This is a genomic window from Pseudomonas sp. 5.2 (assembly GCF_059025405.1).
The window spans coordinates 56,324-70,241 of record NZ_JBYBHH010000016.1; the positions used below are offsets into that span (position 1 = coordinate 56,324).

The following is a 13,918-nucleotide window of genomic DNA, read 5'->3' on the forward strand; positions in this document are numbered from 1 at the left end:
GTGGGAGCGGGCTTGTCCCGCGAAGGGGCTGCAAAGCAGCCCCTGAATCAACTCCCTTCGCCCGCCATGCGCCGCTCATACTGGAACTTCCAGCGCACAAACAGCAGCCCGCTGATGAACAACCCCAGGCTTACCAGCACCTCGACCCAGCCAAACAGCGCCCGTGCCGGGTCGAACGCCGCCAACACGCCCTTGATGAAATAGATATTCACCACAAAGCAGGTCCAGGCATGCGCCCGGGCGCTGCCCTTCAGCATGCCCGGCAGCAGCAACAGCAGCGGCACCAGTTCGATCGCCAGAATCACTTCGACGCGCGCCCCGTGCAGGTTGGCGAACCACAGGTTGTTCACCACCAGCAACGCGATCAGGCCAAAGAAAAACGCCAGGCTCAGCGCCCGCGTCAGGCGAAGGCGCGGTGCCAGCCATTGCAGCGGCGGCAACACCTTGGGCTTTTTAGCCACGCGCGGCCTCCAGGGCCTTGGCGGTGCTCGCCAGGCGTTGGCCGAGGGCACGGCACAAGGTGATTTCGTGAGGGTCGAGCTCGCGCTTGCCATCGGCGCCGGCGTGGTGGCTGGCGCCATACGGTGTGCCGCCGCCGCGGGTTTCGAGCAAGGCCGATTCGCTGTAGGGCAGGCCCATCACCAGCATGCCGTGGTGCATCAGCGGCAGCATCATCGACAGCAGGGTGGTTTCCTGGCCACCATGCAGGCTGGCGGTGGAGGTGAATACCCCGGCGGGCTTGCCCACCAGTTCGCCACCCAGCCACAGGCTGCTGGTGCCGTCGAGGAAGTACTTAAGCGGCGCGGCCATGTTGCCGAAGCGGGTCGGGCTGCCCAGCACCAGGCCGGCGCAATGGCGCAGGTCGTCGAGGGTGGCGTACAGCGCGCCGCTGGCCGGGATGTCCGGGGCCACAGCTTCGCACTCAGTGGAAATCGCCGGCACGGTGCGCAGGCGCGCCTCCATACCGGCCATCTCGACACCGCGGGCAATGTGCCGGGCCATTTCGCTGGTGGCGCCATGGCGGCTGTAATACAAAACCAGGATGAAGGGCTGGCTCACGGCAGGATCTCCAGCACCTTCTCGGGTGGGCGGCCAATCACGGCTTTATCGCCGGCCACCAGAATCGGCCGCTCGATCAGCTTGGGGTGTTGGGCCATGGCGTCGATCAATTGCGCTTCGGTCAGGGCCGGGTTGGCCAGGTTCAGGTCTTTGTATTCGTCTTCGCCGGTGCGCAGCAGCTGGCGCGGGGCGATGCCCAGCTTGCCGAGCAGGGCCGTCAGGGTGGCGGTGTCTGGCGGGGTTTCGAGGTAGCGCACGATGGTCGGCGCCAGGCCGCGTGCTTCGAGCAGTTCCAGCGCGCCGCGGGATTTCGAGCAGCGCGGGTTATGATAGAGCGTCAGGTCAGTCATGTCGGGTCGCATCCAGCTGGGTGTGGCGGCTATTCTAACCGCAGCGACTGAACCATTTGCTTGAAACTTCAAGAAGGATTGACCCATGGCAAGGCGTTTGGCAGCAGTACTGGCCATCACCGCGGGCCTGTTGCTCGGTGGTTGCGGTGCCGACTACGGCGTGGACCAACACGGCAATACGGTAAAGGCCGAGCAGATCGAGGGGCACTGGGTAGTGCTCAACTATTGGGCCGAATGGTGCGGACCGTGCCGTACCGAAATCCCTGAGTTGAATGCGGCGGCCAAGCATTGGGCGGCCGAGGGGATCAAGGTGGTCGGGGTGAACTTCGACGGCTTGCAGGGCCAGGACCTGAAGCAGGCGGCGGACACCTTGGGCATCGGCTTTACCGTGCTGGCGCAGGACCCGGCCGAGCGTTACGAGCTGCCCCGCAGCGAGGCGTTGCCGGTAACCTACATCATCGATGACAAGGGCAAGGTGCGTGAGCAACTGATGGGCGAGCAGACCCTGGAAGGGTTGCAGGCCAAGATCAAGGCCCTGAAGGGCGCATGATGCCTGTTGGGGCTGCTTTGCGGCCCTTCGCGGCACAAGGCCGCTCCTACAGGTGACCGCGTCATCCCAGCGTACGCGGTTATCTGTAGGAGCGGCCTTGTGCCGCGAAGGGCCGCAGAGCGGCCCCGGCAGTCCTCAACCTTCTTCAGGCCAGAACCGCAACGGCTTGCCCTCGGCCGGCCAGAAGCGCATCTGCTCCATAGGCGAGACATCCCAGCGTTGTACCGTCTCCAGCGCCTGCAGGAAGCGTTTTTCCTGTTCCATCAATGCTGGCGCGCACAGCTTGCGGGTCTTGCCGACCTTGCCGAAGCTCAGGTGCTTACCTTCCAGCGTGTACGGGGCAAACCAATGGTTGCAGCCGCCATTACCGTAGGCGCGGCCATCGCTGGCCAGGGTCAGGGTAAGGTGGCTGTAATCGATCAGCGGGCGTTCGCCAATCCACTCCAGTACATAGCTGCGCTCCTGCTGCAGCTTTGACGGTTGCGCGGCGCAGCCGAGCAGGCCGGTGGCAATCAGCACGCCGGTCAGCAGCTTTTTCACTCAGCGCTCTCCTGGCAACGCGGGCACAGGTGCTTCTCGCCACGGCTGGCCCAGCCCAGCTCCGCGATACGGGCGCTGGCCGCCGGCTGGCGGGCTTTTTTGCCCAGCTTGGCATCGACTGCGAACTCGAAGTCCAGCACGGCGTCGCACTGGTCGCACTCGACCTGCCAGGTGAGGATTTCCAGTTCGCTGAACACCGGGCCGCTGGCCACGGCAACCCACTGGCCGCGCGGGTTGATCAGGTGACGCACGCTTTCCACGGTCAGTCGCATAGACAAGTCCTTGCTGCCCTTGAGGGTCACCAACAGCGTGTCGCCCTTGTGCATCGAACCGCCGTTGCCGGTCACCTGATAGCGGCCGGGTACCAGGGCGCGGCACTCGATCAGGGTGTGTTGCGGGTTGAAAAGGGTGTAGCGGAAATCGTGCTCGACCATGGGTCCTCCAGAAATGCCGCGTATCCTAGCATTAACCCGATACCAGATTCTGGGGTTTGCCTGCCATCCAGCGGTTGATGTTGTCCAGCGTGGTGGCGGCGATGGCGTCCAGCGCCTCGCGGGTGAGGAAGGCCTGGTGGGCGGTGATGATCACGTTGGGGAAGGTCAGCAGCCGGGCCAGCACATCGTCTTGCAAGGGCTGGTCGGAGCGGTCCTCGAAAAACAGTTGGGCCTCTTCTTCGTAGACGTCCAGGCCCAGGTAGCCCAGCTGGCCGCACTTGAGCGCGTCGATCAATGCCGGGGTGTCGACCAGCGCGCCGCGGCCGGTGTTGATCAGCATGGCGCCAGGTTGCAGTTGAGCCAGGCTTTGCGCATTGATCAGGTGGCGGGTGTGCTCGGTCAGCGGGCAATGCAGGCTGATGATGCGCGCCTCGCGCAGCAACTCGGGCAGGGGCAGGTAGCGGGCGCCAAGGGCCAGCAGGTCCGGGTTGGGGTAGGGGTCGTAGGCCAGCAACTGGCAGCCGAAGCCGGCCATGATGCGGGCGAACGCAGCGCCGATCTGGCCGGTGCCGACCACACCGACGGTCTTGCCGTGCAGGTCGAAGCCGGTCAGGCCATGCAGGGTGAAATCACCTTCGCGGGTGCGGTTGTAAGCCCGGTGCAGGCGCCGGTTGAGGGCGAGGATCAGCGCCACGGCGTGCTCGGCCACCGCGTGTGGCGAATAGGCCGGCACCCGCACCACGGCCAGGCCCAAGCGCTGGGCGGCCGCCAGGTCGACATGGTTATAGCCCGCCGAACGCAGGGCGATCAGGCGCGTGCCGCCTCCGGCCAGGCGCGCCAGTACCTGGGCGTCGAGCTCATCGTTGATGAAGGCGCAGACAACCTCGTAACCGCTGGCGAGGGGCGCGGTGTCCAGGGTCAGGCGGGCGGGCTGGAAGTGCAGCTCCAGGGCAGTGCCGGCAGCGGCCTGGGTGAAGCTTTCCTGGTCGTAGTGCTGGCTGCTGAACAACAGGGCGCGCATGGTCGGGCTTCCTTTGCGAATGTCTGGGGATTGTAGCTGGCCGTCCTGTGTGGCCGTTGTAGGAGCAGCCTTGTGCTGCGAAGAGGCCGGTGACAGCACAGTAAATCTTCGCTGCTGTCACGGGCCTCTTCGCAGCACAAGGCTGCTCCTACAGCGGCACAAGGCTGCTTCTACAGCAGGGGCAAGGCAGCGCTGTCAGGCATTGATGTGTGCCTGCGTCGCCAGCCGGCTGATCGCGCTGTCGAGTTCATCCAATGCCTGTTGCGCGTGCGGGTGCTCCTGTTTGAGCAAGGTCTCGCTGCGCTGGCATGCCGCCCGCAGCTGCGGCACACCGCAATAACGCGAGGCTCCGTTGAGGCGGTGTACCTGCTCGATCAAGGTGGTGTGATCCTGCGCTTCGCGGGCGGCGCGTATCGCCTGGCGGTCGGACTCCAGTGACGCCAGCAGCATGGCCAGCATGTCGGCCGCCAAGTCGGATTTGCCGGCAGCCAGGCGCAAACCTTCGTCGGGGTCGAGCACCTTCAGTTCGTCGCTGTTGAGCCGCTGTTCGGCCAAGCGCTCTTGCTGCGGCACGCCCAGGCTCAGGCCGGTCCACTTCATCACCACCTGGGCCAACTGCCTCTCACTGATCGGTTTGGTCAGGTAGTCGTCCATGCCGGCATGCAGCAGCGCGCGTTTCTCGTTGGCCATGGCATGCGCGGTGAGGGCGACAATCGGCAGCGGGCTGCCGCTTTGGGCGTTTTCCCAGAGGCGGATCTGCTCGGTGCAGGCGCGGCCGTCCATGCCGGGCATTTGCACGTCCATCAGCACCAGGTCGAAGGGCTCATCCTGCACCGCTTGCACTGCCGCATAGCCGTTGTCGACGGCCAACACCTGGGCACCCAGGTCTTCGAGCAGGGTCTGTACCAGCAGCAGGTTGGCTGGGTTGTCGTCGACGCACAAAATCTTCGGCTGGCGCTGGCCGCTGAGGATGTTCGGCTCGCCCAGCGGGCGACGTGGTTGGATCAGCTCCAGCAGCAGCCGACGCAACTTGCGCGTGCACGTTGGCTTGGACAGGAGTTGGCCATGGCCATTGGGCAGGTAGGGGTGGTACAGCGCCTGTTCGGTGGTCGGGCACAGCACCACGCACTGGCACTGGTAGCGGTCCAGTTGCAGGTGGTACTCACCGAGCTGCTCGGGCGTCAGGTTGCCCAGGTTGGCGCCGAGCACCGCGAAGTCGAACGGGTGGCCCGCCTGGCTTGCGGCCTGTACCGCATGCAGAAGCTGGTCGTACGAGGCAAACAGGCTGACGCTCAGGCCGCAGTCTTCAAGCTGGTGCTCCAGCGCCTGGCGCGCGAGCTCATGGCTGTCGACGATGGCGGCGCGGCGGCCCAGCAGTGGCTGCAGCGGCAGCTCTTCGGCATCGTCGTGAGCCTTGGGCAGGTTGAGGCTGATCCAGAACTGCGAGCCTTCGCCCGGCGTGCTGTCGACGCCGATCTCGCCGCCCATCTGCTCGATCAGGCGCTTGGAAATCACCAGGCCCAGGCCGGTACCCCCAGGCTGGCGCGCCAGCGAGTTGTCGGCCTGGCTGAAGGCCTGGAACAGCGTGCGCACATCCTGCGGCGACAGGCCGATGCCGGTGTCTTGCACGCTGATGCGAAGCTGCGCGCTGTCTTCGTGTTCGTCTTCAAGCATGGCGCGCACGACGATGGTGCCTTCGCGGGTGAACTTGATCGCGTTGCTCACCAGGTTGGTGAGGATCTGCTTGAGCCGCAGCGGGTCGCCGATCAGCGATGATGGGGTGTCGCGGTAGATCAGGCTGAGCAGTTCGAGCTGCTTGGCGTGCGCGGCCGGAGCGAGGATGGTCAGGGTGTCCTGGACCAGGTCGCGCAGGTTGAACGGAATGCTGTCGAGCACCAGCTTGCCGGCCTCGATCTTGGAGAAGTCGAGGATCTCGTTGATGATCCCAAGCAGGTTGTCGGCGGACTTCTCGATGGTGCTCAGGTAATCCAGCTGGCGCGGCGTCAGCTCGCTTTTCTGCAGCAAATGGGTGAAGCCGAGGATGCCGTTGAGCGGGGTGCGGATCTCGTGGCTCATGTTGGCCAGGAACTCCGACTTGATGCGGCTGGCCTCCAGGGCCTCCTTGCGGGCCATGTCCAGCTCGATGTTCTGGATCTCGATGGTCTCCAGGTTCTGGCGCACGTCTTCGGTGGCCTGGTCGATGCTGTGCTGCAGCTCTTCGTGGGCGCTGTGCAGGGTTTCGGCCATGCGGTTGATGCCGCGGCCCAGCTCGTCCAACTCGTGGCTGCCCATGGCCGGCAGGCGCTCGTCCAGGTGGCCGTCCTTGAGCTGATTGACCGCATGCTTGATGCGTTTGATCGGGTCGTTGATGGTGCGGCTCATGCGCAGTGCCAGCAGGCCACTGAGGGCCAGGCACGCGAGGATCAGCAACAGGCTGGTGAACAGGTTGCGGTAGCCACGCAGCAAGGTGCCGTCGTGCGACAGTTCGATTTCGACCCAACCCAGCAGGCGCTCGGCTTCGGCCGGCACGGCATCGGTGGCCAGGTCGCGGTGGTGGCCGAAGACCGGCATCAGGTAGCGGGTGGCGTCATTGCCGGTGCGTTGCAACAGTTGCGTGCCGGTACCGCCGGTGGGCGGCTGGTTGAGCATGCTCGGGCCTGCATGCGCCAGGCGCGTGCGGTCTGGGGCAAGAAAGGCGACCGCGCGCACGTCGGTTTGCTCCAGGGTCTGCGCGGCAATCCGTTCCAGCTGCGCGGGAGCCCGCTTGGCCATGGCAGGTGCAGCCAGCGGCGCCAGTTGCTCGGCGATCATCTTGCCGCGTTGCAGCAGCTGGGTGCGCAAATCGCTTTGCTGCAGCCAGGTGAAATAACTGCCCAATACCAGCGCCATCAAGCCGGCAGGCAGCAGGGCCAACAGCAGGACCCGGCTTCTGATTCCCAAACGATCGAGCACACTTGCCTCCTGTCATGTGCCTGGACGCCGTCAACTGCGTGACGGACCAAGCCGGGAAGTTACTCCGCCTGCTCGGCTATTGCACCCATTTGTCTGTCTTTTCGTGGCCATGTCGAGGCATTGGTCGCAGGGCGGTTGCCTAGAGCAGAGCGGATGCTCAATAATCGCGCAATTGAGAATGCATGGCAGTTGCCAATGAATCCCGTAGCTATTCATACCTCCACTATCCTCGCCATCGAGGACGACCCGGTGCTGGGTGCCTACCTGCACGAGGAGCTGCAGCGTGGCGGCTTCCAGGTGACCTGGTGCCGCAATGGGCTCGAAGGCCTTGAAACCGCAGGCCGGCAGGCATTCGACGTGGTGTTGATGGACATCCTGCTGCCTGGGCTCAACGGCCTGGATGCACTGGCCCAGTTGCGCACGCGCAGCGCCACGCCGGTGATCCTGATGTCGGCGCTGGGCGCCGAAGCCGACCGTATCAGCGGTTTTCAGCGCGGCGCCGACGACTACCTGCCCAAGCCCTTCAGCATGGCCGAGCTGCAGGTACGCATCGAGGCGATCCTGCGGCGCGTGGCCTTGGAGCGGCGCCATCAGCCGCAGCAAGAGGCCGCCGGAGGTGGGTTGCAGTTCGACGAAGGCCTCAGTGACGTCAGGCTCGAAGGGCGCCTGGCAGGCCTGACCCCCAGCGAATATCGCCTGCTCGAGATCCTCAACCGCAACCTGGACGAGGTGCTGAGCAAACCCTTCCTTTATCAGCAGGTCTTGCAGCGCGGTTACTCGCGGCATGATCGCAGCCTGGACATGCATGTCAGCCAGATCCGCCGCAAGCTCAAAGGCATCGGCTACCACGAACGGCAGATCCGCACTGTCTGGGGCAAAGGTTACGTGCTTAGCGCCAGCGAGATGGAGTGAGCCATGCTCGACCGCCATTCACTGTTCTGGAAGCTGGCCATCCTGCTGGTGGGCTTCTGCCTGCTGATGATCGGCCTTAGCTACACCTGGGGCCGGCACATGGAAACCCAGAACGCCTTCCTGTCCGAACCGGCACGCCAACTGCTGCGCGGTTATGCGGCTGAGGCGGAGCAGGCCTGGCGCAGTGACGGGCGCGCGGGGCTGGACCGCTGGGTGCAGGCCATGCACCAGCGCGAGCGTGGCTGGGTTGGCGTGCTCGACATCAACCTGCGGCCGCTCGACAGCGCCACCCTGAACCCCCAGATCATGCAACGGCTGACGCGCCTGCGCGGCGTCGACTGGCCGATGAGCCTGCGCAGTGTCGACCAGCCATGGCTGCGCATCCCGTTCCCGGGGGCGCCGGAGCAGGGCATGCTGGTGATCGAACTGCCAGAGCGCCTCAACCCCGGCCAGTACCGCATGCTGTGGCGGGTGCTGACCAACGGCATCATCCCCGCTCTGTTCACCTTGCTGCTGTGCGTTGGGCTGTACCGCATGCTGATCGTGCCGCTCAACCAGCTGCGTGAGCAGGCCAATGCCTGGCGCGCCGACCAGCTGTCGGCCCGCCTCGATTCGCGCACCATCGCCCGGCATGACGAACTCGGCGAGCTGGCTCGCGCGTTCGACCAGATGGCCGAACGGCTGCAGGGTACGGTGGCCATGCAGCAACAGATGCTGCGCGACCTGTCGCACGAAATGCGCACGCCGCTCAGCCGGCTACGCGTGGCCTGCGATGGCGAAACCGACCTGCAGCGCCTGCGCGAACGCCTGGCGCGTGAAGTGGACTGCATGCAGCAATTGGTCGAGGGCACCCTGCAATTGGCCTGGCAGGATGCCGAGCGTGCGCCGATGAACCTTGAGCCCATCCAGGTTCAAGCGTTGTGGGACCTGCTCGCCGAGGACGCCAGCTACGAAAGCGGCTGGTCGCCCGAGCGGCTGCGCTGCGAACTGCCCGCCAGTTGCTGGGTGCAGGGTAACCTCAACCACCTGGCCCAGGCGCTGGAGAACATGCTGCGTAATGCCATCCGCCACTCGCCGACTAACGGCGTGGTGCGCTTGGGCGGGCAGCGCGACGGTAACCACTGGCGGCTGTGGCTGGAAGACGAGGGCGGTGGGGTTGCAGAAGAGGACCTGGAACGGATCTTCGCGCCATTCTCGCGCCTGGACGGTTCGCGGCCTGGGGACGGCGGTTTCGGGCTGGGTTTGAGCATTGCGCGCAGTGCCATCCAGCGCCAGGGCGGGACCTTGTGGGCAGAAAATGGCAAGCGCGGGCTGCGCCTGTGCATGCGCTTGCCGCTCCATGTGCCAGCCCCCGCCAAGGACAACCCACGGCCGCAGGTCGCCGCGTTATAGCTTGTAGCTATATGCATCACAGATTGCGTGATATGGCCCGGAAAGGATTGCCGGTATGATAGGCGCCCCTGCCGTCCGGATTGTGAAATACGCCATGACCTTGCAGTACCCAACCATCGCCGATTGCGTCGGCAATACGCCCCTGGTTCGCCTGCAGCGCATTGCCGGAGAGACCAGCAACACGCTCCTGCTCAAGCTCGAAGGTAACAATCCCGCCGGTTCGGTCAAGGACCGCCCGGCGCTGTCGATGATCGCCCGCGCCGAACTGCGCGGCCAGATCAAGCCGGGTGACACGCTGATCGAGGCGACCTCGGGCAACACTGGCATCGCCCTGGCGATGGCGGCAGCGATCAAGGGTTACAAGATGATCCTGATCATGCCAGACAACTCCACCGCCGAGCGCAAGGCCGCCATGACGGCCTATGGTGCCGAGCTGATCCTGGTGACGAAGGAAGAGGGCATGGAAGGTGCCCGCGACCTCGCCGAGAAGCTGCAGGCCGAGGGCCGCGGCCTGGTGCTCGACCAGTTCGCCAATGGCGACAACCCGATCGCCCACTACAACAGCACCGGCCCGGAAATCTGGCAGCAGACCCAGGGCACCATCACCCATTTCGTCAGTTCGATGGGCACCACCGGCACCATCATGGGCTGCTCGCAGTATCTTAAAGAGCAGAACCCAGCCGTGCAGATCATCGGCCTGCAGCCGATGGAAGGCTCGGCCATTCCGGGCATCCGTCGCTGGCCCGAGGAATACCTGCCGAAGATCTTCGACGCCACCCGCGTCGATCGCGTGGTGGACATGTCCCAGCAGGAAGCCGAAGACACCACCCGCCGCCTTGCCCGTGAAGAGGGCATTTTCTGCGGCGTGTCTTCCGGTGGTGCGGTCGCGGCGATGCTGCGCCTGTCCCGCGAGGTGGAAAACGCGGTAATGGTCGCAATCATCTGCGACCGTGGTGACCGATACCTGTCCACTGGCCTGTTTGATCCGAGCTAAATGTCCAAGAAGAAAAGCAACAGCGGCCTGCGCTTCCAGCCAGCCGGTGGCAACCGTAGCCCCCAGGTTCCCGTGGGCAAGAAACAGCGCCTGGACATCGAGCGCCTGGCCGGTGACGGCCGTGGCATCGCTTTCCATGAAGGGCGTACCTGGTTTGTCAGTGGCGCGTTGGCCGGTGAAGCCGTCGAGGCCCGCGTGCTCAATGCCCGCGGCAAAGTCGTGGAGGCGCGCCTGGAGCGCGTGCTGCAGGCCAGCCCCGAGCGGCGCGAAGCCCCTTGCCGGCACTATGCCCGCTGTGGCGGCTGCAACCTGCAGCATCTGCCCCACGAAGCGCAGCTGGCGCTCAAGCAGCGCACGCTGGCCGAACAGCTGCAGCGGGTTGCTGGCGTGCAACCCGAGGCTTGGGCCGCCCCCTTGAGCGGACCGGAATTCGGCTACCGGCGCCGGGCGCGGGTGGCTGTGCGCTGGGACATCAAGGCGCGTCAGCTGGAGGTCGGGTTCCGTGCCGAAGCCAGCCAGGACATCATTTCCATCGACGACTGTGCAGTGCTGGTACAGCCCTTGCAGTCGATTCTGCGCCACTTGCCGACGGCGCTGCGTTCGCTGAGCAAACCGCAGGTCATCGGCCATGTGGAACTGTTCAGCGGCACCGCTGAGGCGCTGCTGGTGCGCCATGTCGCGCCGCTGCCGGCGGATGACCTGGCCCGCCTGCAGGCATTTTGCGACGAGGCCAAGGCGCAGCTCTGGCTGCAGGGCGAGGGTGAACCGGCGCCGGTAGACGCGGCCACGACCCTGGGCTTTACCCTCGAACCCTGGCAGCTGGAATTGGCCTGGCGCCCCGGTGATTTCGTGCAGGTTAACGCGCAGGTCAATACGGCGATGATCGAGCAGGCGTTAGCCTGGCTCGCACCGCAAGCCGACGAACGTGTGCTTGACCTGTTCTGCGGCCTGGGTAATTTTGCCCTGCCGTTGGCGCGGCAGGCGCGTGAAGTGGTGGCGGTGGAAGGTGTACAGGCCATGGTCGATCGGGCCGCGGCCAATGCCCGAAACAACAATGTGCATAACGCACGGTTTTTTCAGGCCGATTTATCGCAGCCTTTGGCAGGTGCCGAGTGGGCCGCCGAAGGCTTTTCTGCGGTACTCTTGGACCCACCGCGCGACGGTGCTTTCGAGGTGGTGCAAGACATCGCACGCCTCAAGGCCAAGCGGCTGGTCTACGTATCGTGCAACCCGGCCACGCTGGCGCGAGACGCCCAGGTGCTGGTCGGACAGGGGTACCGGTTAAAAAGGGCCGGGATTCTCGACATGTTTCCTCAGACGGCGCATGTCGAGGCCATGGCGTTATTCGAAGCGGGCTAGCAGACTGGCCCGTTGGTGCGGTTGCCAGGGAATGGCGGCCACACGGTGGAAGCCTGCGCACCCGCGTGGTGCGCTGTATGGAAAGGTAAAACAAAGATGGTACAGGTGAGAGTGCACCAGCCGGTCAACACTGACGGCAGTATCAATCTCGAAGCATGGCTGGATCATGTGGTAAGCGTCGATTCAGCCCTGGATCGCGCAGCGCTGAAAGAGGCCTGCGAATTCGCTCACGAAGTCGAGAAGAAGGGTAACCCTGCCAAGCATTCCTGGGCCGACGGTACGTCCAGCTTCCAGGCGGGCCTGGAGATCGCCGAGATTCTCGCCGACCTCAAGCTCGACCAGGATTCGCTGGTAGCCGCCGTCATTTACCGTTCGGTGCGTGAAGGCAAGGTGACCCTGGCCGAAGTCAGCCAGCGTTTTGGCCCGGTGGTGTCCAAGCTGATCGACGGCGTGCTGCGCATGGCGGCCATCAGTGCCAGCCTCAGCCCGCGCCAGTCGCTGGTGCTGGGCTCCCAGGCGCAGGTCGAGAACCTGCGCAAGATGCTCGTGGCCATGGTCGACGACGTGCGCGTTGCACTGATCAAGCTGGCCGAGCGCACCTGCGCAATCCGTGCGGTCAAGGCCGCCGACGACGAAAAACGCCTGCGCGTCGCGCGCGAGGTGTTCGACATCTATGCCCCCCTGGCGCATCGCCTGGGCATCGGTCACATCAAGTGGGAGCTGGAAGACCTGTCCTTCCGCTACCTTGAACCCGACCAGTACAAACAGATCGCCAAGCTCCTGCACGAGCGCCGGCTGGACCGCGAGCGCTTCATCAGCGACGTGATGAACCAGCTACAGAACGAACTGCTGGCCACCGGCGTGAATGCCGACATCAGTGGCCGGGCGAAACACATCTATTCGATCTGGCGCAAGATGCAGCGAAAAGGCCTGGAATTCAGCCAGATCTACGATGTGCGTGCGGTGCGTGTGCTGGTCCCGGAGATCCGCGATTGCTACACTGCGCTGGGTATCGTGCATACCCTGTGGCGGCACATCCCCAAGGAATTCGACGACTACATCGCCAACCCGAAGGAAAACGGCTACCGCTCGCTGCACACGGCGGTAATCGGCCCCGAGGGCAAGGTGCTGGAGGTGCAGATCCGCACCCACGGCATGCACGAGGAAGCGGAGCTGGGGGTTTGCGCCCACTGGCGCTACAAGGGCACCGACGTCAAGCCGAGCTCCAATCACTACGAAGAGAAGATTTCCTGGCTGCGCCAGGTGCTCGAGTGGCATGAAGAGCTGGGTGATATCGGCGGCCTGGCCGAGCAGCTGCGCGTCGACATCGAGCCGGACCGGGTCTACGTGTTCACCCCGGACGGCCATGCCATCGACCTGCCCAAGGGCGCCACGCCGCTGGACTTCGCCTACCGCGTGCACACCGAAATCGGCCACAACTGCCGCGGCGCCAAGATCAACGGGCGTATCGTGCCGCTGAACTACAGCCTGCAGACCGGCGAGCAGGTCGAGATCATCACCAGCAAACACGGCAACCCCAGCCGTGACTGGTTGAACTCCAACCTGGGTTACGTCACCACCTCGCGGGCACGGGCCAAGATCGTTCACTGGTTCAAGCTGCAGGCACGCGACCAGAACGTCGCCGCCGGCAAGACCTTGCTCGAGCGCGAACTCAGCCGCCTGGGCCTGCCGCAGGTGGACTTCGAGCGCCTGGCCGAGAAGACCAACGTCAAGACCGCCGAAGACATGTTCGCCTCGCTCGGCGCGGGTGATCTACGCCTGGCTCACCTGGTCAACGCTGCCCAGCAGTTGCTGGAGCCTGAGCGTATCGAGCAGATCGAGCTGGTGCAGCGCAAGCCCACGGGCCCGCGTACCGGCAAGCGCGGCGATATCCAGATCCAGGGTGTCGGCAACCTGCTGACGCAGATGGCCGGCTGCTGCCAGCCGCTGCCGGGCGATGCCATCGTCGGCTACATCACCCAGGGCCGCGGCGTGAGCATCCACCGTCAGGACTGTGCTTCGGTGCTGCAACTGGCAGGCAAGGAGCCAGAGCGGATGATCCAGGTGAGTTGGGGGCCGATCCCGGTGCAGACCTACCCGGTCGACATCGTCATCCGTGCCTACGACCGCCCAGGCTTGTTGCGTGACGTGTCGCAGGTGCTGCTCAACGAGAAGATCAACGTGCTGGCGGTCAACACCCGCTCGAACAAGGAAGACAACACGGCGTTGATGTCGCTGACCATCGAGATTCCGGGCCTGGATGCGCTCGGGCGCTTGCTGGGGCGGATCTCTCAGTTGCCGAACATCATCGAGACGCGGCGTAACCGTACCCCTTGAGACCGAGGTGGCTGCTTC

The 13,918-nt window shown here is 64.8% G+C and carries 13 protein-coding genes; 6 read left to right on the forward strand and 7 right to left on the reverse strand.

Annotated elements, in window-relative coordinates; genetic code table 11:
* Positions 1–47 precede the first annotated feature (47 nt).
* The 3 genes from AC5PZ0_RS21975 to arsC are packed head-to-tail and all read right to left on the reverse strand — an operon-like array spanning position 48 to position 1,409.
* Complete coding sequence (locus tag AC5PZ0_RS21975) at positions 48–461, reverse strand: DUF2069 domain-containing protein (RefSeq protein WP_493855727.1); 414 nt, start codon at positions 459–461, stop codon at positions 48–50.
* Entirely contained in the window at positions 454–1,059 is a 606-nt protein-coding gene (wrbA, locus tag AC5PZ0_RS21980) for an NAD(P)H:quinone oxidoreductase (RefSeq protein WP_027595839.1), read from the reverse strand. Before wrbA ends, AC5PZ0_RS21975 begins: the two co-directional genes overlap by 8 nt.
* Complete coding sequence (gene arsC / locus AC5PZ0_RS21985) at positions 1,056–1,409, reverse strand: arsenate reductase (glutaredoxin) (protein WP_493855728.1); 354 nt, start codon at positions 1,407–1,409, stop codon at positions 1,056–1,058. Before arsC ends, wrbA begins: the two co-directional genes overlap by 4 nt.
* A gap of 85 nt (positions 1,410–1,494) precedes the next feature.
* Between arsC and AC5PZ0_RS21990 the strand changes: the two genes are divergently transcribed.
* On the forward strand, positions 1,495–1,959 hold the full coding sequence (locus tag AC5PZ0_RS21990; protein WP_493855729.1) for a TlpA disulfide reductase family protein: 465 nt from the start codon (positions 1,495–1,497) through the stop codon (positions 1,957–1,959).
* Positions 1,960–2,094: 135 nt separating this feature from the next.
* On the opposite strand, the gene AC5PZ0_RS21995 is transcribed toward AC5PZ0_RS21990, so the two are convergent.
* The 4 genes from AC5PZ0_RS21995 to AC5PZ0_RS22010 all read right to left on the reverse strand — a co-directional run bounded on the left by AC5PZ0_RS21995 (position 2,095) and on the right by AC5PZ0_RS22010 (position 6,906).
* Positions 2,095–2,499, reverse strand: a complete 405-nt coding sequence (locus AC5PZ0_RS21995; protein WP_493855730.1) for an META domain-containing protein — start codon at positions 2,497–2,499, stop codon at positions 2,095–2,097.
* Positions 2,496–2,933, reverse strand: coding sequence for a hypothetical protein (locus AC5PZ0_RS22000; protein WP_027595843.1), 438 nt, complete (start codon positions 2,931–2,933; stop codon positions 2,496–2,498). Before AC5PZ0_RS22000 ends, AC5PZ0_RS21995 begins: the two co-directional genes overlap by 4 nt.
* Before the next feature lie 31 nt (positions 2,934–2,964).
* A complete protein-coding gene (locus AC5PZ0_RS22005; RefSeq protein ID WP_493855731.1) occupies positions 2,965–3,954 on the reverse strand; it encodes a 2-hydroxyacid dehydrogenase in 990 nt (329 codons plus the stop codon).
* 195 nt (positions 3,955–4,149) lie between these two features.
* Positions 4,150–6,906 carry a response regulator gene (locus AC5PZ0_RS22010; protein ID WP_099428502.1) on the reverse strand — a complete coding sequence of 919 codons (2,757 nt, stop codon included), beginning with the start codon at positions 6,904–6,906 and terminating at the stop codon, positions 4,150–4,152.
* A gap of 195 nt (positions 6,907–7,101) precedes the next feature.
* Here AC5PZ0_RS22010 and AC5PZ0_RS22015 point away from each other — a divergent pair, with 195 nt between their 5' ends.
* The 5 genes from AC5PZ0_RS22015 to relA all read left to right on the forward strand — a co-directional run bounded on the left by AC5PZ0_RS22015 (position 7,102) and on the right by relA (position 13,900).
* Entirely contained in the window at positions 7,102–7,818 is a 717-nt protein-coding gene (locus AC5PZ0_RS22015; protein WP_099428503.1) for a response regulator transcription factor, read from the forward strand.
* Positions 7,819–7,821: 3 nt separating this feature from the next.
* On the forward strand, positions 7,822–9,210 hold the full coding sequence (locus tag AC5PZ0_RS22020; RefSeq protein WP_493855732.1) for a sensor histidine kinase: 1,389 nt from the start codon (positions 7,822–7,824) through the stop codon (positions 9,208–9,210).
* Between the two features lie 94 nt (positions 9,211–9,304).
* Entirely contained in the window at positions 9,305–10,204 is a 900-nt protein-coding gene (cysM, locus tag AC5PZ0_RS22025) for a cysteine synthase CysM (RefSeq protein WP_027595848.1), read from the forward strand.
* Positions 10,205–11,563 carry a 23S rRNA (uracil(1939)-C(5))-methyltransferase RlmD gene (gene rlmD, locus AC5PZ0_RS22030; RefSeq protein ID WP_099428505.1) on the forward strand — a complete coding sequence of 453 codons (1,359 nt, stop codon included), beginning with the start codon at positions 10,205–10,207 and terminating at the stop codon, positions 11,561–11,563.
* A 96-nt stretch (positions 11,564–11,659) separates the two neighbouring features.
* The gene (gene relA, locus AC5PZ0_RS22035; RefSeq protein ID WP_027595850.1) at positions 11,660–13,900 is read left to right on the forward strand and encodes a GTP diphosphokinase; all 2,241 of its coding nucleotides are present in this window, start codon (positions 11,660–11,662) and stop codon (positions 13,898–13,900) included.
* The last annotated feature ends 18 nt before the right edge of the window (positions 13,901–13,918 follow it).